This window comes from Anaerococcus lactolyticus S7-1-13 (genome assembly GCF_000758765.1).
GTDB lineage: Bacteria > Bacillota > Clostridia > Tissierellales > Peptoniphilaceae > Anaerococcus > Anaerococcus lactolyticus.
The window spans coordinates 41,907-62,054 of sequence record NZ_JRMW01000043.1 but is presented as its reverse complement, the minus strand read 5'-3'; the positions used below and the strand labels follow the sequence as shown (position 1 = coordinate 62,054).

The 20,148-nt window shown below is 32.7% G+C and carries 21 protein-coding genes; 3 read left to right on the top strand and 18 right to left on the bottom strand.

The genetic code is table 11. From position 1 onward, the window contains the following. Window positions 1–173: 173 nt before the first annotated feature. From ureC to HMPREF1630_RS08255, 13 genes are all read right to left on the bottom strand, one after another. Window positions 174–1,895 (bottom strand): urease subunit alpha, encoded by a 1,722-nt coding sequence (ureC, locus tag HMPREF1630_RS08315; RefSeq protein WP_037328712.1) that lies wholly within the window; start codon window positions 1,893–1,895, stop codon window positions 174–176. Next, complete coding sequence (ureB, locus tag HMPREF1630_RS08310) at window positions 1,896–2,279, bottom strand: urease subunit beta (protein ID WP_037328709.1); 384 nt, start codon at window positions 2,277–2,279, stop codon at window positions 1,896–1,898. A 9-nt stretch (window positions 2,280–2,288) separates the two neighbouring features. Further along, window positions 2,289–2,591 carry an urease subunit gamma gene (gene ureA / locus HMPREF1630_RS08305; RefSeq protein ID WP_004816472.1) on the bottom strand — a complete coding sequence of 101 codons (303 nt, stop codon included), beginning with the start codon at window positions 2,589–2,591 and terminating at the stop codon, window positions 2,289–2,291. Further along, window positions 2,582–3,397, bottom strand: coding sequence for an urease accessory protein UreD (locus HMPREF1630_RS08300; RefSeq protein WP_037328706.1), 816 nt, complete (start codon window positions 3,395–3,397; stop codon window positions 2,582–2,584). Before HMPREF1630_RS08300 ends, ureA begins: the two co-directional genes overlap by 10 nt. Then, the gene (gene ureG, locus HMPREF1630_RS08295) at window positions 3,397–4,008 is read right to left on the bottom strand and encodes an urease accessory protein UreG (protein WP_037328704.1); all 612 of its coding nucleotides are present in this window, start codon (window positions 4,006–4,008) and stop codon (window positions 3,397–3,399) included. The genes HMPREF1630_RS08300 and ureG overlap by 1 nt, the downstream gene beginning before the upstream one ends. Window positions 4,009–4,016: 8 nt before the next feature. Continuing rightward, window positions 4,017–4,721 (bottom strand): urease accessory protein UreF, encoded by a 705-nt coding sequence (locus HMPREF1630_RS08290; protein ID WP_037328703.1) that lies wholly within the window; start codon window positions 4,719–4,721, stop codon window positions 4,017–4,019. Further along, entirely contained in the window at window positions 4,714–5,271 is a 558-nt protein-coding gene (locus HMPREF1630_RS08285) for an urease accessory protein UreE (protein WP_052039424.1), read from the bottom strand. The genes HMPREF1630_RS08290 and HMPREF1630_RS08285 overlap by 8 nt, the downstream gene beginning before the upstream one ends. 633 nt (window positions 5,272–5,904) lie before the next feature. Beyond that, the gene (locus HMPREF1630_RS08280) at window positions 5,905–6,189 is read right to left on the bottom strand and encodes a helix-turn-helix domain-containing protein (RefSeq protein WP_052039417.1); all 285 of its coding nucleotides are present in this window, start codon (window positions 6,187–6,189) and stop codon (window positions 5,905–5,907) included. Window positions 6,190–6,408: 219 nt separating this feature from the next. After that, window positions 6,409–7,773 carry an ABC transporter ATP-binding protein gene (locus HMPREF1630_RS08275; protein ID WP_037328700.1) on the bottom strand — a complete coding sequence of 455 codons (1,365 nt, stop codon included), beginning with the start codon at window positions 7,771–7,773 and terminating at the stop codon, window positions 6,409–6,411. After that, window positions 7,767–8,456: an energy-coupling factor transporter transmembrane component T family protein gene (locus tag HMPREF1630_RS08270; RefSeq protein ID WP_037328698.1), complete on the bottom strand. Its 690-nt coding sequence runs from the start codon at window positions 8,454–8,456 to the stop codon at window positions 7,767–7,769. Before HMPREF1630_RS08270 ends, HMPREF1630_RS08275 begins: the two co-directional genes overlap by 7 nt. Next, complete coding sequence (locus HMPREF1630_RS08265; protein ID WP_004827315.1) at window positions 8,456–9,037, bottom strand: MptD family putative ECF transporter S component; 582 nt, start codon at window positions 9,035–9,037, stop codon at window positions 8,456–8,458. Before HMPREF1630_RS08265 ends, HMPREF1630_RS08270 begins: the two co-directional genes overlap by 1 nt. Window positions 9,038–9,047: 10 nt before the next feature. Continuing rightward, window positions 9,048–10,769 (bottom strand): ABC transporter ATP-binding protein, encoded by a 1,722-nt coding sequence (locus HMPREF1630_RS08260; RefSeq protein ID WP_037328697.1) that lies wholly within the window; start codon window positions 10,767–10,769, stop codon window positions 9,048–9,050. Then, the gene (locus tag HMPREF1630_RS08255; protein WP_037328696.1) at window positions 10,753–12,507 is read right to left on the bottom strand and encodes an ABC transporter ATP-binding protein; all 1,755 of its coding nucleotides are present in this window, start codon (window positions 12,505–12,507) and stop codon (window positions 10,753–10,755) included. The genes HMPREF1630_RS08260 and HMPREF1630_RS08255 overlap by 17 nt, the downstream gene beginning before the upstream one ends. A 160-nt stretch (window positions 12,508–12,667) precedes the next feature. Between HMPREF1630_RS08255 and HMPREF1630_RS08250 the strand changes: the two genes are divergently transcribed. The 3 genes from HMPREF1630_RS08250 (at window position 12,668) to HMPREF1630_RS08240 (ending at window position 15,184) form a co-directional block, all read left to right on the top strand. Continuing rightward, on the top strand, window positions 12,668–13,660 hold the full coding sequence (locus tag HMPREF1630_RS08250) for a helix-turn-helix domain-containing protein (RefSeq protein ID WP_004827312.1): 993 nt from the start codon (window positions 12,668–12,670) through the stop codon (window positions 13,658–13,660). A 487-nt stretch (window positions 13,661–14,147) separates the two neighbouring features. Next, the gene (locus HMPREF1630_RS08245) at window positions 14,148–14,687 is read left to right on the top strand and encodes a helix-turn-helix domain-containing protein (protein ID WP_037328693.1); all 540 of its coding nucleotides are present in this window, start codon (window positions 14,148–14,150) and stop codon (window positions 14,685–14,687) included. Further along, a complete protein-coding gene (locus HMPREF1630_RS08240; RefSeq protein ID WP_331279828.1) occupies window positions 14,684–15,184 on the top strand; it encodes an IS3 family transposase in 501 nt (166 codons plus the stop codon). The genes HMPREF1630_RS08245 and HMPREF1630_RS08240 overlap by 4 nt, the downstream gene beginning before the upstream one ends. 181 nt (window positions 15,185–15,365) lie before the next feature. Here HMPREF1630_RS08240 and HMPREF1630_RS08235 read toward each other — a convergent pair whose 3' ends face one another. Genes HMPREF1630_RS08235 through HMPREF1630_RS08215 form a run of 5 tightly spaced genes read right to left on the bottom strand, consistent with a single transcriptional unit; the run spans window position 15,366 to window position 20,142 of the window. Further along, a complete protein-coding gene (locus HMPREF1630_RS08235) occupies window positions 15,366–16,568 on the bottom strand; it encodes an ABC transporter permease (protein ID WP_004827308.1) in 1,203 nt (400 codons plus the stop codon). Next, the gene (locus HMPREF1630_RS08230) at window positions 16,568–16,993 is read right to left on the bottom strand and encodes an FMN-binding protein (protein ID WP_004827307.1); all 426 of its coding nucleotides are present in this window, start codon (window positions 16,991–16,993) and stop codon (window positions 16,568–16,570) included. Before HMPREF1630_RS08230 ends, HMPREF1630_RS08235 begins: the two co-directional genes overlap by 1 nt. Next, a complete protein-coding gene (locus HMPREF1630_RS08225; protein ID WP_004827306.1) occupies window positions 16,990–17,709 on the bottom strand; it encodes an ABC transporter ATP-binding protein in 720 nt (239 codons plus the stop codon). The genes HMPREF1630_RS08230 and HMPREF1630_RS08225 overlap by 4 nt, the downstream gene beginning before the upstream one ends. An 11-nt stretch (window positions 17,710–17,720) precedes the next feature. After that, window positions 17,721–18,869, bottom strand: coding sequence for an ABC transporter permease (locus HMPREF1630_RS08220; protein ID WP_004827305.1), 1,149 nt, complete (start codon window positions 18,867–18,869; stop codon window positions 17,721–17,723). Beyond that, entirely contained in the window at window positions 18,859–20,142 is a 1,284-nt protein-coding gene (locus HMPREF1630_RS08215; RefSeq protein WP_004827304.1) for an ABC transporter permease, read from the bottom strand. Before HMPREF1630_RS08215 ends, HMPREF1630_RS08220 begins: the two co-directional genes overlap by 11 nt. Window positions 20,143–20,148 lie beyond the last annotated feature (6 nt).

The window sequence follows — 20,148 nt, the reverse complement described above, 5'->3', positions numbered from 1 at the left end:
AATCTTAACCTCAATAGAGTTGCCGGCCTGCTTATATATACTATGCCAAAAATATTTTTTTATCATCTTTCTAAGCTATTTATACTTTAGATTCTTTTGAGCTTTTGGGCATAAAAGAACCCCTCCATCCCTAGTAAGGATTTTGGGGTTCTTGTTAAGCTCTAATATTTATTTTAAAATAGGTTATATAATTGACCTAGGGCGACCTTGTCTACTGGATCACATGTGATTTTCTTTCCTTCAATTGTTACTTCGTAAGTTTCTGGGTCTACCTTGATGTTTGGAGTTTCGGAATTTAGTTTCATATCTTTTTTGCCGATGTTTCTACAATTATGAACAGGTAGTACCATTCTTTTTAGGTCTAGTTTTTCTTTTATGCCTGATTCATAGGAGGCTTTTGAGACGAAGGTAAAACAAGAATTACCGATTCCTCCACCAATGGCCGCATACATTCTTCTGTATATTACAGGTTGTGGTGTTGGTATGGATGCGTTTGGATCTCCTGACGGTGCCATTATTATTAGACCATTTTTTAGGATTTGTTTTGGGCGAACTCCAAAGAATTTTGGCTCCCAAAGAACTAAGTCTGCACGTTTACCGACTTCGATTGAACCAATATATTCAGATACTCCGTGGGCTATGGCTGGATTTATAGTGTATTTGGCTACATATCTTTTAGCCCTAAAGTTATCGTTATTATTCGCTTTATCTTCTTTAAGGACTCCACGTTGATCTTTCATCTTTGAGGCTGTTTGCCAAGTTCTCATAACAACTTCGCCAATCCTGCCCATGGCTTGAGAGTCTGAAGACATTATTGAGAATACTCCCATGTCTTGGAGGACATCTTCTGCAGCTATTGTTTCTGGTCTAATCCTTGAGTCAGCAAAGGCTACATCTTCTTCTATGGTTTTGTCAAGATTGTGGCAAACCATAACCATATCCAAGTGCTCATCTGATGTATTTATTGTAAAAGGCATGGTTGGATTTGTTGATGCTGGAAATACATTATTAAATCCTGCTGCAACTATTTGATCTGGTGCATGTCCACCTCCTGCTCCTTCAGTATGGAAGAAATGTATAGCTCTACCACCAATAGCATCTAGGGTATCTTCGATTGTACCGCCTTCGTTAAGGGTGTCGGTATGGATGGCTACTGCAATATCGTACTCATCAGCAACTTCAAGGCTGGCATTTATAACGGCTCTTGTTGCTCCCCAGTCTTCATGAATCTTTAGTCCACAAGCTCCTGCTTTTATTTGTTCATAAAGTGGCTCTTTGCTTGAGCAGTTACCCTTACCTAATAGTCCAACATTTACTGGATATCCTTCGACTGATTTTAGCATAGCTTCTAAGTGGTTAGGGCCTGGAGTACAGGTTGTAGCATTTGTTCCATCTGCAGGACCTGTTCCGCCTCCGATTAGGGTAGTAGTTCCTCCTGCTAGGGCTGTATTTGCTTGATCGGCTGATATAAAATGAACGTGGGTGTCAATTGCTCCAGCGGTTACGATTTTATTTTCACCTGAGATTATTTCAGTGCTTGCTCCTATTACAAGACCAGGGTTGACATTATCGTTCATATCAGGGTTACCTGACTTGCCTATTCCTGTAATAATACCATCCCTAATTCCTATATCTGCCTTGTAAATACCAGTATAGTCTAGGATAATCGCATTTGTAATTACTGTATCGCAAGTTCCTGAGGCATAGCTTGCAGTTGAAGATTGGTTCATACCATCTCTTACAGTCTTACCACCACCAAAGATTGATTCATCTCCATAAATTGCATAATCTTTTTCTATTTCTATTATAATATTTGTATCTGCTAGTCTAACTTTATCGCCTGTAGTTGGCCCATACATAGACCCGTATTTTTCTCTTGAGATTTTAAATGACATCTATTCCTCCCCATCACTATTGATATTAGCATAGCCTTTTTGAATTAGGTTTTTCATGGCTTCATCTTTTTTTATATCATGGGCTACACCATTAGTGAGCCCATTAAAACCGATAACCCTTCCATTTCCGCCAATATCAATTAATCTAACCCTATGGGTTTGACCTGGTTCAAATCTAATAGCATTTCCCGCAGGGATGTCTAGCTTTTTGCCGAAGGCCATGCTACGATCGAATTTCAAAAATCTATTCACTTCAAAAAAATGAAAATGAGAACCGATTTGTACGGCCCTATCTCCAGTATTTGTCACTTTTATTTCAATAGCTTCGAAATCTTCATTTAAAATTAAATCATCATCTTTATAAAAAATTTCACCTGGAATCATTTTTGCCTCCTACACTATTGGTTGATGAACTGTTACAAGCTTGGTTCCATCAGGAAATGTGGCTTCTATTTGTACATCCTTAATCATTTCAGGGACACCTTCCATGACATCATCCCTTGTTAGAATCTTCCTGCCTTCTTGCATCAAATCTGAAACAGTCTTGCCATCACGAGCCATTTCATAAAGCTCGGCACTGATTAGAGCGACTGCTTCAGGATAGTTTAATTTAAGTCCACGTTCTTTACGCTTTCTGGCAACTTCTCCAGCTGTAAATATCATCAAGCGTTCAATATCTTTTGGTACTAAATGCATATCCTTCCCCCTTTTTCAATTAAATAATCTATTATTTCTTTTTCACATTCTATTAAATCCTGGCCCATCTTGCCCAAAATCCTAATTTGAATATCATTTCTAAAGCTGTAACTTGCCCCACCTTTTAGTCCTCTCTTTAAACTATGCTTATCAATTATATTGCGAATCTCGCCTATATTATTTTCATCGGAAAAATTTATAGCAACCATTGACAAAAAGTGGTCATAGCCTTCCATCAAACCCAGTTCATTTATATTTTGTTCTCTTGGCCTTATGAGGTTTTTTTCGGTATAGATAAGCATGCCATCAAGGTTTATATCTAGATTAGTCTTGTAGCTTTTAAATTCAAAGCTTTCTCCCCTGCCAATTCTACCAGCTACAAAGCAGTTAGAAAAAATAAGCCTGGCATCTTTTTCTAAATCGACCTTGATATCCTCCCTAAAATCTGCATCCTTGTAGAGAATCATTGGTAAAAGTTTAAAAATAAAGTCAGATTTTTCTTCCCCACGAATTTCAACCTTACGACTTGCGAAAGAATTCTCATTCATCTTATAAACTTTTTCATATGATTGAGAAGAAAGCAAGACCTTGCTATTCTTTTTTGCATAGAACTTTTCTTCTTGCATATCGCCTTCCAGGATACCTGGGCTTGAGCTCATAATCATAGCCTTGGTAAAGTCGCCATATTTAAATGTATGCATAAGTAGAAATGGTGGCGAATTATAGATATCTTTTAGGATTGTTGTATCATCCTTATTTTCAAACTCTAAATATAATCTGCTGGCTCTTGCGTATGTTTTTTTCATTATTTTAAATCTTCTAATAAGACTTGCTTTCTTATCCAGTCATATACCTCATTAAGACCATCGCCATTTTTGATATTAGTAAAGATAAATGGACGATCCCCTCTTTGGGCTAGGGTATCCTTTCTCATAGCCTCAAGGTCAACGCCAACATAAGGAGCTAAATCTTTTTTGTTTACGATAAGAAGGTCTGATCTTAAAATTCCTGGGCCTCCTTTTCTTGGTATATCCCCACCTGCAGCTACATCTATTACAAAGATGGTGGCATCTGCAAGGTCAGGACTAAAAGTTGCTGATAGATTGTCTCCACCACTTTCGATAAAGATCATTTCTATATCCTTAAAATTTCTGACTAAATCCTCACAAGCTTCAAGGTTCATAGAAACATCATCTCTTATAGCTGTATGAGGACATCCTCCAGTTTCTACTCCTCTTATCCTATCTCTTTCAAGAATCCCCTGATCTTTTAGGTAGTTTGCATCTTCTTCTGTATATATATCATTAGTAACTACTGCTACCTTGTAATCTTTTTTGAATTCTTCTACTAGTTTTTCTATTAAATGTGTCTTGCCGCAACCAACAGGGCCTGCGACACCGATTTTTACGTAATCCATAAGCCTCCCTAAGACATATAAAGTCTTGAATATAATACTTCATGTTGCATTGAAGCAACTTCTACACCTGGATAGGAAGTAAAATAATACTCCTCATCCAATTTATCTATCTTTGTAACTAAATCAATTATCAAGTCATAGATTTCATATAAGATTTTCTGCCCATCAAACTGGCTAATAGGTACGGTCTTAACCGCTGTAATCACTAGATTCTGTGCCATATTAAAGGCAAAACTCAAAAGAGATGCGGTCAAATCAATATCAAGACTTGCTGTAATTAGAGCATAGGCGACTGCGTGATGGATGATTATGTCATTTTTCTTATGATAATCTAAATAGTCATAGTATTTTTGTGGCATAGCTATGTCCATCTTATGAACTGTAGATATAAGTCTTGAGCCTAACTTCTCTGAAGCTTCCCTTAACTCTTTTTGGCTTTTTTGAGCCTGTAATCTTATATTTAGCTTTAAAAGCTCATCTTTTTTTCCTTCTATATAATAATTATAAGCTAGATATACAGCTAAAAAATCATTATAATAAAAGCTAGTTTTTAAATAGTTTATTAAGTATTTTTTTGTATCTTTGGAATCTTTAATCAAATTCTTTAGGATATAATTTTCAAGTCCATAAGAATGAGAATAAGAACCTACAGGAAATTGACTATCATTTAATTGAAGGAGGATGAGCTCTTCTTCATATTTTTTTCTATTCATGGTGGTGATGGTGATCATGGTCGTGATGGTGATGGTGGTCGTGATCGTGGTCATGATCATGGTCGTGGCTATGATGATCAACTACTTGACCTTGAGGTAGAATTGCCATCAAGTTGTTTTTTGCCAATAACTTTGCCATAACCTTATCCATCTTTATACCATCTACGTTATTTAGCATTTCTTCAAGAGTCTTCTCGTATGGCGTAATTAGAGATTTGCCATCTTCTGACCAGTATAATTTTGCATGACGATTGCCGATAATATATGCCAAGTTGACAAAGCTCTTAGCCTCATCCATAGAAAGCTTTAAGCATTCGAGCTCTTCTATATTGATAGCATAGACTACATTATTTTCTCTATAAATTATATCTCCATGCTTTAGACCTCTTTGTCTATCTTCTTCAGAAAGTTTTAGACCCAAGTCCAAACCCTCATATTCAAATCTTTGAATTTTCTTATGGGCATGGTCGTAAGGCATATTAAGCCAATTAATTTTTAAATTTTCTTCATTTATTTCAAAAACATTTCCAATAATTTTTTCTATTATCACTTTATTCACCCCTTTTTTTCCAAACTTAATAGTACCCCATAAAACAAAAAAAAGCAATCACTTTGCATTATTTAAAGTGTGATTTCTCTTTATTCTCCCTTTCAATGATAAGCTTGGCGAAATATCCCAGACAAAAACCGCATATAGAATGTATCCATATACGGTTAATTATTCATAGGATAATTAAGCCCCCCCAAAATTGTAATTATAGCAAAGAGTACCCAGGTCTTCATGATGATTTTATTAAAAAGCTCGATATCACTTTCAAAGATATGATCTAAAAATCAAAAACTAAAGGATAGAAATAAACTCTTATTTAAACAATCCTTTCAAAGACCATCGTCGCTCGAATCTTGTCTCCTCCGAAAAACCCTTTGATCCACAAGATGGGGTTGTCATAGTATGAAGCTATATCCTAAAGAAGCTTGTTTATTTATGGCAGCTTGTAGGTTAGTTAAACTTGTGATTCCCAATCCTGTTCCTAAAAATTTCTCTATAAGCAGTACTTGAAGAACACCTTATTTATAACAAGCAAATCATCTGCTTCTGTCAGATATTAAAGTTTTTAAAACTTCTAAAGGTAAAGATTTAATTAGTTTGTCAATTGCACTATCATTGAATTTTTACTCCAATCTACTGTTTGTTATTTCTCAGGAGACCATTAATTATGGAGTTTTCAGATATGGATTTTATGATATTGGTATCTGCTTTTGCCTTTCTGCCTTTAAGTGATGTTTTTTCAATCTTATCTTTTTCGACATAGATAGCTTCATAATCATTATCGCAGCTTTTTAATTCTCCAGATATTGTTGAGTGATGAAAACCTAAAATTTTTGCTATTCTTTTAGAAGAATATCCCTCTTTACTTAATGACTCTATCATATTTCGCACATTTATGGTAAGATGTTTATATCTCACATTAACCTCCGTGTATTTTTGTCCTTTTTAACATTTCACACGAAATTAGTATGAGTTTTCTATTTTATTACAGTGTCGCATTTAATTTTACAAATTATCAAATAAAAATGGAGGACTTATGCTTTATGTTATAGGTCCTCTAAAATGAAAATTATCATAATTTTATTTTAATTTACAAAGTAATTAACTCTTCCATAAACTTGTTTTCCAGCCCTATCTTTATATTTCAAATATTTCATCGCTTACTTCATTCAAAAACTCAATATCATGGGAAACTATAAAAATTATTTTATCCTTATTTCTGTATTTTTTAATAAGTTTGGATATTTTTTCCATATTTGAATAATCCATACCACTTGTAGGTTCATCGCAATAAACAAATGTAGAATCTTTGCACATAACTGATGCTATCGCAAGTCTTTGCTTTTGTCCTCCTGATAAACTCATAGGGTGCCTTTCAATAAATTCTTCTAAACCTAAATCTTTTAAAATGATTTTTGCCTTTTCTTTATTGAAATTTTTTACTCCTAAACTAAGTTCGCTAAATACCTCATCCGTAAATAGCTGATGATTTACGTCTTGCATAACAAGTGAAGAGTTTTTAAGTCTTTCTTTCTTAGACAGTTTCTCTCCCTTAAAATAAATTTCTTCTTTTGATTTTTTCTCAAGACCAATTAAACATCTCAAGAGCGTTGACTTTCCTCGTCCATTAGAGCCTATTATGCCATAAATTTTGCCAAGCTTAAAAGAAATATTTTTTAAACTTAAATATTCATCCTCAGTAAATTTGTAGGAAAGATCTTTTATCTGATATTCTCCATCTCCTTTTAAATGAGGTACTTCCAACTTAGTTAGCTTCTTATCCCTTAAGGCTAAGTTATTTAAGTCTCTTGTATCTAATTTTAAAAATTCATTTCTTGTATAAGTTTTTTTAAGCTTACCCTTATCTATGAAAAAGATGTGGTCAACTATATCCATCAAATAATAAATCCTGTGCTCAGCTACAATTATGCTTATGCCTTTTTCTTTTAGTATTTTAAGCATCTTTGTCAAAACGCCTATACTTTTAATATCCAAATTTGATGATGGCTCATCCATAACAATAATCTTTGTGCCTGCTATATAAGAAGCTGCAATACAAAGTATTTGTTTTTCACCGCCAGATAGGTTAAATATATTTCTGTTCAAAAGATTTTTTATAGGGAAAATTTCAAGCATGTCCTTTAAACGCCTGTCCATCTCTTCTCTTGCAAGTCCAATATTTTCTAAATAAAACAATAATTCTAATGTCGTATTAACATTAAAGAAATATGTCTTAGGATTTTGAAAAACAGTTGAAACAAGCATTGAAATTTGATAAAGTTCCAAATCTTTTATATTATTACCATCAATAAATATTTCGCTCTTTGTCTTCGCGTTATCATATCTTACGGCTAAGCCATTGATTGAGTTTATTAAAGATGACTTACCACTTCCACTTTTTCCTGTAAACAACACGCACTCTCCCTCAGCTATGGATAGTGATATATCATCTATTATATGGTCTTTGCCATAATCAAGGCTTAAATTTTTTATTTCTACCATATTAAGCCTCCAACAATAAGTCCAGTTATAATTAAAACATATACAAAATCTATAGTCTGTATCTTTACAGGAATATATCTAGTCTTGGCAATTGGATTTTCTATTGCCTTTGTTTCTGCCGCTTTTGCAATATCATCTGCAATGTTTGAAGAAATAATTAATAGTGGCACTGAAACGTACTCAAGATATTTGATTGGATTTTTAAAATTTATCCCCCTTACCCTCATAGCCATTTTGATGTTTTTCTTCTCTTCTTTGAAAGATGGGAAAAATCTAAACATAACCGCAATAGGTATGGAAAGATTTTTTGAAATTTTAAGCTTATCCATTGATGAAATTATTGCGCCTACATCAGAGGTCTTTATCATAAAGCTAGCTGCCATAAATGGCAATAAAAACATTCTGAAGATAATAAATAAGCTTAAAAACATCTTAATTATTGGATTTATATTAGATAACACCATAAAATTAGGTAAAGCATATAATATTGCGCATAAAATTATCCATTTAAAAAATGTTTTTTTGTACCCATTCAAATAAAATAAAATACCAATAAGACAAACAATCGCTAGCTCAAAACTGATGTTTAAGCTATGCACAACAGTTAAACCTGTAAGAAATACGACTAATAACTTACTTATTGGATTTGGATTAAAGGGATAATTTGCAGAAAAGGTAGGCATTATACAATGCCTGCTTTTTCAAAGTGTTTTTTCAATAGTGCCTTGCCTATATATGCCCCTATAATTCCTCCTAGGAAAGCACCTAAGGCTACTAAAGCCATGTGAGGATAAGTTATTAGTTTTTCCATTGCATCAACATAATCTTTTCCCATCATCATAGATAATTCAATATATTTTTCTTTAGCTAAAAGCATTTGCATTAAAGAGCTACATATCCATGTGCTGAAGATTGCATAAGAAAGCATATTGTATTTAAATGAATTATAATTGCCAATCTTTCTAATTAATTCTGCTATTATCATTACTATAAGTGATAAGACTGCAACTACATAAGTATGTCCCATAGCAAACATCACAAGAGGTGATATCATACCGAGTATAAATAAGGCCCATGGTTTTTGAACTTTAGTCATAAATAACATAAGAACAGGCCCTTCAATTATGCCTAAAACTGTTGGGTATATTAAAAACAATATTGGAATCATACCCATCATGCCAACACCAAACATCAAGACGAAATAAATTACGGCAAAAACACCGATACTTACTAAATCTTTTACTTTTAATTTTTTAGTATCCATTTTAATCCTCCTAATAAATAAATTCTTCTGCCATTTTTGTTTTTTCTATTAAATTCATGTAAACTTTTGATTTTTGTAAAAGCTCTTCATGCTTGCCTTCACTTTCTAATTTTCCGTTTTCAAGAACTACAATCTTGTCTGCATTTTCTATGGATTTCATTCTGTGTGAAATGATGACAACAGTTTTATCTTTAATTAAATTATTTAAAGACTCTTGAATTTTTTTCTCATTGTCAACATCAAGGCTTGCTGCTATCTCGTCTAAGATCAATATCGGTGCATCTTTTAAGAAGGCTCTGGCTATTGATAACCTTTGTCTTTCTCCACCTGATAGTTCAGCACCGTTTTCACCAATAACTGTATCGAAACCCTTATCCATTTTTTCTATAAAATCTGTGCAATTTGCAAGTTTTGCTGCTCTTTTAACTTCTTCGTCACTTGCATCTTGCTTTCCGATCCTAATATTTTCCATAACGCTTTGATTAAATAGAACTACATCTTGGAAAACAATAGACACCTTATCAAAAAGGGATTCTGTTGATATTTCTTTTATATCTTTGCCATCGATTAAGATTTGTCCCTCGTCGTAATCATAAAGTCTTGATATAAGTTTCAATATAGTTGTTTTGCCACAGCCACTTGCTCCTACCAAAGCAGTTACCTCTCCCTGCTTAGCTTTAAAGCTTACGCCATTTAAAACTTTTGTGTCTTTATTGTAGGCAAATTCAACATCTTTTAAATCAATGTCAAATTTTTTTAGTTCATAGTCATCGCCTTCTTGTAAATCTTGATTTTGAATTTCTTTTAATCTTTCAATTTTAGGCGATAAATAAAATATCTCCATCATTCCCTCTTTAGATGCATCAAGAGCGTCTTTTATCTTCATGGCCGCTAGTAAATAACCTACAAGGTAGAGAGGGCTTATCTCTTTATTAATAATTAGATTTACGCCAACAAATATCACAACAGCAAGGGAAATAAAGCTAAAAATTGATGAAAGTGACATAATTAAAATAAGTCCTATCTCTGTCTTTAAGTGCACTTTTTCACTTTTATCCATTTTTTCATATAGCTTATCTTTCATTTCCTCTGATAAGCCATAGGCTTTGATCTCCATTTGCATCTCGATATTTTCTTGAAAGCTTTCTGAGTTTTCTCTTAAGACGTCATAATATCTTTTTTGTCCCTTAACCTGATGTTTTTTAGATAGGGGTATAAATATAAAGCTTAATATCGTTGGTATAATTACAGCTAAACCCATCTTCACATTGCTCACTAGCATCATAATGGATATTAGTGGGAAGAAGAGTGCCATACCGCCCACTTTTGGTATCGAGTGGCTCATTGCATGCTCTATACCTTCAATATCAGACATGATTGTCTGTGCTAGGTCTGAAATATCGTGTTTAGAAAAGTATGATAGAGGTAGTTTTGATAAATTTTCCGCTGTCCTTATTCTTAAGTCCGCACTTTCTTGATAGGTTGTGCTGTATAATTTATCGTATTCGATAGAAAGCAAAATATACATTACTATCAAGGTAAAAACTGAGAATGCTATATAAAATCCCTTGCTTTTAACAATATTTTCCAAAACTTCCTGAGCAAAAATCATTAGTAATATCGCAGGAAGCATGTTTATACAATAAACGAAAAATGAAGCCAGTGTTGCTTTACTTAAATTTCTTGCTCCTTTATCTGTAAGAGCAAATCTTTTTTTATAAAACTCCTTCATTTAAAACCCTCCATTCATTCGCACTGTTAAACATATCTTGCAGTCTCTTATACTTTGTATCACTTGACATTAATTCTTTGTCAGAACCTCTTTCTATAATTTTTCCACTATCCATTACAATAACTTCATCAAGGTCTTTAATTGTAGATAGTCTGTGTGCAATCATGATAACTGTTTTATCCTTCATCAGATTTTTAAAAGCTTTTTGCAATTCAAACTCGTTATCTGGGTCAATAGATGCTGAAGCTTCATCCATAATAATAATTTTAGAATCCTTTAAAATTGCTCTAGCAATTGCAATCCTTTGTTTTTCTCCACCGGATAAATAAACTCCTTTTGAACCTATGATAGTATTTTCTCTTTCTGGGAATTTGTCTAGTATCAAATCGCATCCTGCTAATTTTAAGGCTCTCATAACGTCATCTCTGCTCGCTCCTTTATTAGCTAAAGCAACATTATCATAAATGCTCTTCTTGAATAATTTTGAATCTTGAAAAACAAAGGAAATAGCTTTAATTAAGGCTTGGTCAGAATATTCAGATATTGGAATCCCGCCTATCTTTATGTTTCCTTCGTTAACATTGTAAAAACCTGATATAAGTTTTGCTACAGTCGATTTGCCTGATCCAGATGAGCCGACTAGCGCATAGGACTTTCCTTCTTCTAATTTAAAGGATAAATTTTCAATGACAGCTTTATCGTTATAAGCAAAGCTAACATTGTCAAACTCAATATTGTAATTTTTAAAATTATTGACATTGCCATGGACCAATTTATCTTTTTGCATATCATTATAAAGCGCCTCTAAAGTATCTACTGCATAATTGCCTTGAGAAATATACATAGCGTACCACATTATCCTCATAAATGAAACAAAGAGAACTCCTGATAAGAATAAAATCATGATAAGCTCAAGTAAAATCACCTTGGCGCTGCCTAAGCTAGTCATAAAATAAACTATAGGTATAATTAAAATTGCAATTAAACCAAAAAATAACCATTGATACAAAACATAGGGTTTTTTACAAGATAGTGAATAATCATAAGCATACTTTGAGTAATCTTTTATCGCCTTGTAAAAGCTTTTAAATGACTCTACATTTGCTCTAAATATCTTTACTACCTGCATTCCTCTTACGTATTCAACAGTCTCTGCACTTAGTTTAGATAGAGCTTCTTGGTATATCTTCATAAATTCTTGCTCTCCCATCATTGCACCTAAAATCAAGCCATCGATTATGGTAAGAGCAAGCAAAGTTATGCCAACTCTTATACTTACTATAAAGCCGAGTGCTAGTACAAGTACGGGTGTAACTATTGCCTGAGAACTATCGGGAATCATGTGAGCTACAACCTGATGAGTTTGCGCGGCGTTGTCATCTATGATCTTTCTTATTTGACCAGATGGATTTAAGTCAAAGAACCTAAAACTTGCTTTCTCTAAGCCGTCTATCCCCCTTTTTCTTAAATTTGTTTCAAGCCTAAAACCTAGTATGTGAGAACATGTTCCTGAAACAGAATAAAATATTGCTCCACTTGTTAGTGTGATGACAGATTTTAGCGCTATGCTCTCTGCGCCAGATAAATCTGAATTAATTATTAAATTATCCAGAAATTTGTAGATTAAATAAAATCCATATACCGTAAGTACAGCAGATATAGCAGAAAAGACTATAGCTAAAAAACCAAGATATTTTTTATCCTGCACATAAGCAAATAGTTTTTTGTAAATCTTCATAATAATATCTCCTTTCTTTGATATCCATTTTAGATATAAATTCGCTTAATTGATAATAACTATCATTGCTTTTTTATTATACATCGCTTATAATTACTAATACAATAGTTTTGAATTAATAAGGCTAATTGGAACATTGTCTAAAAGGGATAGGTGTATTATGACATATTATGATTTTGTAAAAGATTATTTGAAAGTAGATGAATGTAAAAACAATAAGAAGTACTCAAGTGCAGGGCACACTTTTTGTTGGAAAAAAGAGGACTCAACTTATGGAGAAGGCCTATATTGGTTTTATGAAGGAGATGGGTTTATTATTGATATACATGATTTTTATATCAGTGAAGAAGTAGTTCAAAATAATACCTATAGTATGGCAGACTATGTGTCGATATACACAAGCTACATAGTTAGCGCAAACGGAGAAAAATTTAATCCATATCAAACACTTACAGCGAACTCATTATGTACTTTTGATTTTGATAATATACGAGATGATTTTGTTTTTTTATTACATGAGAACTGTTATTATCTAGCTGTTTCCATTGGTTTTAAAAAAGAACTCTTAGAAAAGCATCTAGCAGCTATCAATATAGATACAGAATCATTTTATTCAGCTTTACTTCAACCGAATCAAATTATTCTTACAAAATCTTTAGAAAAAGTGGCTATGGAAATTCTAAATTGTAAGATGGATGCCCCCGCCGCTGATTTTTTCTTTAAAGCCAAGGCAAATGAGCGGGTAAGCATAGTTATTGACACATACTTAAATAGAAAAAAATATAAAATTGAATCTGATGATAATAAAGCACTTGAAGATGTAGCCAGATTTTTAGATGATCATTTCGCCATGAATGTAAATCAAGAAACCCTTGAAAAAATATCTAAAATGAGTGGAACAAAATTAAAAAATTTATTCAAAGAAAAATATGGTCAAAGCATTACAGAATACACTCAAAGAAAAAGAATGAATGTAGCTGAAACTCTACTCTTAAATACCAAACTTCCTATAAAGGAAATAGCCGAATCTGTAGGATACACATCCCATAGCAAATTTTCCATTTATTACAAAAGATACAAAGGAAAACTTCCTAGCGAGGTACGTGGTTTAGCTTGCGACCATCAAACTTTAAAATGTGATTGCTGTGATTAAACTATTTTTTTATATTTATACACCTTTATCTTATATGAGTTTATAGATATTTGTATAGGTATATATAAAATGGGTAAAAAGCAAAAAAAGAGCAGCCTTTTGAGCTACTCTCATAGAAAGTACCAAATGAGTTAAATATATTTTTTGTGTTTCCTCATACCAGTTGCAAAACAACACTCACGTCAATGTAGTTTTTTTGAGTCTTTTTGACGTATCCTTCTTCATCTTTATCGAAGACAAAATGCTTATAAACTCATCAAAATGCAGGATTTCTAAATTTACATCTTTTGTATCAACGCTATGGCTTACACATGGCTTGAGTGGTCAGTATGGATAAATTTTGAAAATTTTCAAAAGCCTCGTATGTGGGAATATATTAATCAATACGTATCTTCTAATACATTATATCATTCTGGGGCAAAGAAAGAAAAAACAGCCCTCATGACCTGAACCCCAAAATCCGGAATACGGATGGAGGGGTTTTTGTATGCCAAAATACACAAAAGAATTTAAAATCAAACTAGTAATGGAATATTTATCAGGGGAATCTGGAGGCAGTCCGATGATTGCTAAAAAATACGATATACCCGAAGGAACATTACAAAACTGGATAATCAAATATCAATCAGGTGGATTTGATAACTTATCAAAAAAGCAAAATCAAGATAAATTCACTAGTGAATTTCAGCTATCTGTAATACAATATAGGCAAATCAATAATATCTCATTCAGACAAACCGCAGAGCACTTTAATATAAGCAATAGATCAATAATATGTAATTGGGAGAGAGCATATAGACAGCTTGGTTTATCTGGACTAGAGGATAACAGAGGAAGGCCTAAAAAAGACATGACCAAATCAAATAAGAAGTTTAAACCTAATACTCCAATAAATGAAAGTGAAAGAGAAGAGTTAATAAGATTAAGAGAAGAAAATAGACTTCTCAAAATGAAGATAATCTACGAAAAAAAGTTACAAGCCTTGCTCCTGGAAGAGGAAACAGAAACAAGGAAAAGACAAAGATAATCCTCAACTTAATAAGAGAATATCCACAAAGTAAAATAAGTGAATGGATAGAAATAGCTAAGTTACCAAAATCATCCTACTATGAATGGAAGATAAAATTAGAAAGTCCAGTAGATAAAGACAAAGAAGTTAAAAATGAAATTAAAACCATAACAGAAGCTTCAAAAGGTCGATATGGCTACAGAAGAGTAACTATGGTATTAAAAAATAAAGGCTTTAATATTAATCATAAAAAAGTCTTAAGAATAATGAGAGAAGAATCCTTGCTATGCGATAAATTCAAAACTAGATCAAGAAAATACTCATGTCTAGACAATTCCCCAATGGAGAACTTCTTTGGGATATTAAAACAAGAAATGTATTATGGTGTGGAATTTAAAAGTTATGATGAATTAGTTAGTGAGATAGAAAAATATATCAAATGGTACAATGAGGATAGGATTAAGATAAAATTAAACGGAATGTCTCCTGTTATGTACAGATTACATTCCGCTTAAAATATTATTAGATTATTCCGTGTTTACGGGTTCAGGTCAAGGAGTCTTGTTTGCTATGTTTTTTTTAATAGTTTTTACTTATTTTAGTTTTGATATTCTATTAGCGTTTAAGTATTTATTTTTAAATGAAAAGAGAGACTCGAGTTAACAAGTCTCCCCAAAATTTGACAAATAGCCTATTTTAATCATTATCTCTTTGCATCAATAATAATTCTACTTTATTTATTTTATTAATAGCAATAATTGAAGATATTGGTCCTAACAAGGTTCCCAAAATTATTACTATTATTAACATTAGAATCATAAGGAATATATTCGGTCTTAAAAAAGGCATATTTAAAATTGATGAAAATACATTATTGAAAGTTATACTTAAAACAAAGGAAAGCACAGAACCTATGACTGCACCTGTACCATTAATTAGCATAGATTCAACAAGAACTACTTCTCTGAGTTTTTTCTTTGTTGCTCCTAATATCCTTATGGTTGCAAATTCTCTTTTCCTTTCCTTAACTGATAAGGTATTTACAAGACTTAAAATAAAGAAAGCTAGTATCCAAATCAAAGCTATCAATATATACACATATATAAGCATGTTTTTTGCTGAATCTGAAACTTGTGTCATTATTTTTCTTGGCAATAAAGGATACACTTTTTCTTTTTTAAATTCTTCTTTAATAAGTTTTTGAATTGTTTTTGGATCTTTGTTTTTTTCAACTTTTACTAAAATAGAAGATATATCATCTTTTTTTGCCACCGGATGATTAATTATCTTTTCATATTCCTTGGCTAATCTATGAGTTTCTTCTATTGTCATAAAAACTGAATTATCAAAACCCATGCCCGTTTTTGCAAGCCTACCTCTTATATCAAATTCTTGATTAAAAAATTTAACCTTATGATTAATATCCCCCACAATATTAGCACCAACAACAACTTGCCCAGCTTTAATTGGAGTTTTAATCTGTTTTTCAAGCCAAGGTTTAACGCTAAAGTCATCAGAAAAGTCAATTCCTATAACTTGAATGGGAAAAGAACAGCACCCAGCAGAAAGTGTAGCTAGATAAACTTGGCCACAAGCTTTTTCTATGCCCGGTATTTTTTTTACTCTACTTAATATGTCCTTGTCAAAAAAAAATGTATTAGGTTCTCCCCTTAATATTGCACCTGTAATTTTAGAATCATAACCTTCTGGAACTACTATAATGTCTGCTCCCATTCTATCTGATAAAGATTTCATGCCATTTTCAAGAGAAAAAATTATAAATGATGACATGAATAAAATAAAAGTTAAAATTCCTACAAGAAAAATCAAGGTAATTGATCTTGTCTTCTTATTTTCTATATTTTTTTTTGCCAAATTAATTGTGTATAAATCTTTCATTATTTTGCACCATCAAGAGCATTATTGCAAGCTTCTATAAATTGCTTGTAAGTTCCTGTTGCCCCCGAAATAACGTCCACTCCTTCAGGATTTCCTTTTTCCACTAATCTATCTGGGTATGATTTTGCAAGATTTATAGCTTGTTGGGCTATCTTATATAGTCCTTCATTTTGGCTTTGACCATAAGATTCATCCTTTTCTTTTCCATCTCCATCAATGTTTTGCATTGTGCAAGATTCAATCTTATTGTCTTTAACAGTTATATCCACCTTTACAAGTCCGCCTCTTTCATCTTTGGCAGATTCTCCATGATATGTGCCGTCCTTATAGCTTACGCTTGGAGCTTCTTCTTTTTTATCTCCTCCACAAGCAACTAGGACAAGCCCCAAAGAAAAAAATATTAATACATTTAAAATTTTTCTCATATAAACTCCTTAAGTTTTTGATCTTTTTTTACAGAATCAAGAACTGGTCTTTTTCTTTTCATTTTTTCTTCTTTTAAAATTTTACCATGATCAAGAGTTATCATTCTTTCAGATTCTTCACCGACTTCAGGGTCGTGAGTTACAACAATAATTGTTGATCCTGCATTGTGAAGTTTTTTAAATATATCAAGAACTATATATTCATTCTTTTCATCCAAATTTCCTGTAGGTTCATCGGCTAAAAGTATTGCAGGATGATTAATAAGAGCTCTAGCGATGCATACTCTTTGTTGTTCCCCACCTGATAATTGGTTGGGTAAGTGCTTGGCTCTATCAGCAAGACCTACTGCAGCCAAAGCTTCCATTGCTTCTTGTGCATCTGGCATAGAATGATAATATTGTGACATCATTACATTTTCCAAAGCACTCAAATAATTAACTAAATGAAATTGTTGGAAAATAAGTCCTATCTTATCCCTTCTAATAGCTGTTAGTTCCTTAGGTGATTTTTTTGCTATATCTTCACCATCCAAAATAACTTCACCAAGTGAAGGTTTATCCATGGCACCAATAATATTCATCATTGTTGTTTTACCAGAACCTGATGGACCCATTATAGAAATCCATTCGCCCTTTTCTACACTTAAATTGATTTTGTCAAGGGCTTTAAGTTCACCATAAATTTTTGAAACATCTACAAGTTTTAATATGTCCATAAAATTCCTTTCTATTCTCCACGAAGCACTAAAGCTGGATCAATATCAACAGTTTTAGATACTGGTATTAAAGATGCAACTATAGTTATTACTATACAGACAATAATTGTCATAGGTACTAAAAGAGGCAAGAAACTTACCTTTCTAGCAAATACCGAAATACTTACTCTATTGGCAAATATATATCCTAATGCAACACCTAAAAGTCCACCAAAAACCCCCAAAAATGCTCCTTCACCTAAAAAGTCAACAATTACTGACGAATTTGTGGCGCCCAAAGCTTTCTTAAGACCTATTTCTTTACGCCTTTCAGTTACAACTGCCATCATTGTTGTGGATACACATATCATCATTATGAATAATACTATTATCGTTACAATGAAGACAAGAGCTTGTAATTTATTCAAAACTATATCTTGTGAGGCGGTAACTCTTTTTACCATTTGTGGAGTTAGAGATCCATCCTTTTGTGAAATATTTGATACTATTTTTGAAAGTTCATTTTGTTCAGCTTCTATTGAATATTCTACGACATCAAAATTTTTGTCTTTAACAAGCTGTGAAATATCATCAATACTCATAAAAATAAGTTCTTCTTCTTTACCACCTGTTGTTACAACTCCTGAAACAACAAAATTAGTATCTATAGAACCTTCTCCATTAACTTTGGGAGTATTTATGATAATTTTATCTCCCTCTTTTAATCCCAAAGCCTTTGAAACTTCATTACCTATTAAAACTTCTCTCGATTTTTCAGGCCATGAACCGTCAATAAGCCAGTATGGAGAATTTTCTTTCGCTCCCTTTAAATCTGTACCTGCAAGCATATAAGGTTGTTCATTAATTTTTGCATTTGTATAAATATAAGGTGCCTGACCTACAAGCTTTCCCGAAGGAATTAACGATTTAACTTCATCTAACTGTTCATTGGTGATTTTTTTATCAGGGTTAGTGGGAATTACCAACATATTTGCACCATAAGACCTAAACTCCTTACCCATTTGTCTAGGAATATCATAGTAAATAGTAACAAGTCCTGAAATAATTGTTGCTCCCATAGCTATAGCAAGTAGTGCTGTTAACATTCTTGCACGTCTCCTTGCCAAGGAAGTCATTATCATTTTTAAGTAAAATTTATTTTTACTTTGTTTATCTGCCATGTAGTACCTCCGTAGGATTTAAATTCAAAAGGTATCTTATAGCTGGTATTGACCCCAATATTGTAACAAGAATAATAAGTATTGCTACAATAGGAACTACCATAGCTGTTGGAGCTATTGCTGAGCCAAAAACTGTTAGACCAATAATCTGAGTAAGTAGCAGACCAACACCGTAACCTATAACTGTTCCAAATATCGCTGTCAAAATTATTTCTACAAGAATTATGCAAATTATCCTTCCATTTGACGCCCCTATAGCTTTCTGAAGTCCAATTTCATTAGATCTTTCCATTACAGATGCTGTAATAAGATTAGAAATACCAAAGCCTGAACCAATCAAAGTTAATACTGTAATTAAAACCATAAGAAGTGTAGTCTTATTTAAAATATCTCCTTCACTTTCTGCAACTTGGCGAATTGGCTTAGCTACAGAATCAGTCATTACTTCTGTTATTTGATAACAAATAGCAGATACATAAGCTGTACAATACCATACTTCCCTTTCCTTAATAGTTAAAGATAGTGGGTTTCTGGCAGCCTTTCTTGCTAAGTCATTGTCTGGTGTAGTAAGAGCTGATACTTCAACTTTATTTACAACTCCAGTAACTCCAGCAAATTCTTGTGCTGTTTTTAAAGTAGAATATATAAATGCATCTTCATCAGAACCTGATGAGAAAATACCCTTAACTTTTAATTTTTTATCTAAATTATTGCTTTTTAGTTGGATTTCATCACCAACTTTAAATCCATTTCTATCTGCAAAAATCTTTCCAAGCATAACTGAATCGCTATCATTTTCTGATAACCACTCGCCTTGAACTTCCCACCAGTTTTTAAGTCTAATCATACCAGTATCAACCGATTCTCCAGTAGGCAAATTCATATGATTATTAAACCATGTTCCTACCATCTTAGTATGTTTAGAATCATTATTACAAGAAACCCAAGTGTTAAGATATGGCGTATAGTCTACAATATTGTAAGCCCAAAAAATAGTTTTAATGTTAGGAAGTTCTGATTCCTTTAAATATTTTTGAACCTGCCCCTCTTTTTCTTGCATGCCATACAAATCATCAAGAAGGGAAGCTTCCTTTGGCAATACATTAATATTTGCTCCATAGGTCTTTAATTCTTGATTAACTTTATCTCCAACACCGAGCATGGTATTTAACATTGAAGTGGCAAGAGAAGCTCCAAGGGCAACTGTAAATGCAATAAGAGCCATCTTACCCTTTTGTCTAAAAAGCGCTCCTTTAACTATTCTCCAAAACATAAGCCC

What these genes read in the sequence shown, in the direction of transcription:
- ureC (WP_037328712.1), bottom strand. Translation starts at nt 1,895, where the DNA reads ATGTCATTTAAAATCTCAAGAGAAAAATACGGGTCTATGTATGGGCCA.
- ureB (WP_037328709.1), bottom strand. Translation starts at nt 2,279, where the DNA reads ATGATTCCAGGTGAAATTTTTTATAAAGATGATGATTTAATTTTAAAT.
- ureA (WP_004816472.1), bottom strand. Translation starts at nt 2,591, where the DNA reads ATGCATTTAGTACCAAAAGATATTGAACGCTTGATGATATTTACAGCT.
- HMPREF1630_RS08300 (WP_037328706.1), bottom strand. Translation starts at nt 3,397, where the DNA reads ATGAAAAAAACATACGCAAGAGCCAGCAGATTATATTTAGAGTTTGAA.
- ureG (WP_037328704.1), bottom strand. Translation starts at nt 4,008, where the DNA reads ATGGATTACGTAAAAATCGGTGTCGCAGGCCCTGTTGGTTGCGGCAAG.
- HMPREF1630_RS08290 (WP_037328703.1), bottom strand. Translation starts at nt 4,721, where the DNA reads ATGAATAGAAAAAAATATGAAGAAGAGCTCATCCTCCTTCAATTAAAT.
- HMPREF1630_RS08275 (WP_037328700.1), bottom strand. Translation starts at nt 7,773, where the DNA reads ATGGTAGAAATAAAAAATTTAAGCCTTGATTATGGCAAAGACCATATA.
- HMPREF1630_RS08270 (WP_037328698.1), bottom strand. Translation starts at nt 8,456, where the DNA reads ATGCCTACCTTTTCTGCAAATTATCCCTTTAATCCAAATCCAATAAGT.
- HMPREF1630_RS08265 (WP_004827315.1), bottom strand. Translation starts at nt 9,037, where the DNA reads ATGGATACTAAAAAATTAAAAGTAAAAGATTTAGTAAGTATCGGTGTT.
- HMPREF1630_RS08260 (WP_037328697.1), bottom strand. Translation starts at nt 10,769, where the DNA reads ATGAAGGAGTTTTATAAAAAAAGATTTGCTCTTACAGATAAAGGAGCA.
- HMPREF1630_RS08255 (WP_037328696.1), bottom strand. Translation starts at nt 12,507, where the DNA reads ATGAAGATTTACAAAAAACTATTTGCTTATGTGCAGGATAAAAAATAT.
- HMPREF1630_RS08250 (WP_004827312.1), top strand. Translation starts at nt 12,668, where the DNA reads ATGACATATTATGATTTTGTAAAAGATTATTTGAAAGTAGATGAATGT.
- HMPREF1630_RS08245 (WP_037328693.1), top strand. Translation starts at nt 14,148, where the DNA reads ATGCCAAAATACACAAAAGAATTTAAAATCAAACTAGTAATGGAATAT.
- HMPREF1630_RS08235 (WP_004827308.1), bottom strand. Translation starts at nt 16,568, where the DNA reads ATGAAAGATTTATACACAATTAATTTGGCAAAAAAAAATATAGAAAAT.
- HMPREF1630_RS08230 (WP_004827307.1), bottom strand. Translation starts at nt 16,993, where the DNA reads ATGAGAAAAATTTTAAATGTATTAATATTTTTTTCTTTGGGGCTTGTC.
- HMPREF1630_RS08225 (WP_004827306.1), bottom strand. Translation starts at nt 17,709, where the DNA reads ATGGACATATTAAAACTTGTAGATGTTTCAAAAATTTATGGTGAACTT.
- HMPREF1630_RS08220 (WP_004827305.1), bottom strand. Translation starts at nt 18,869, where the DNA reads ATGGCAGATAAACAAAGTAAAAATAAATTTTACTTAAAAATGATAATG.
- HMPREF1630_RS08215 (WP_004827304.1), bottom strand. Translation starts at nt 20,142, where the DNA reads ATGTTTTGGAGAATAGTTAAAGGAGCGCTTTTTAGACAAAAGGGTAAG.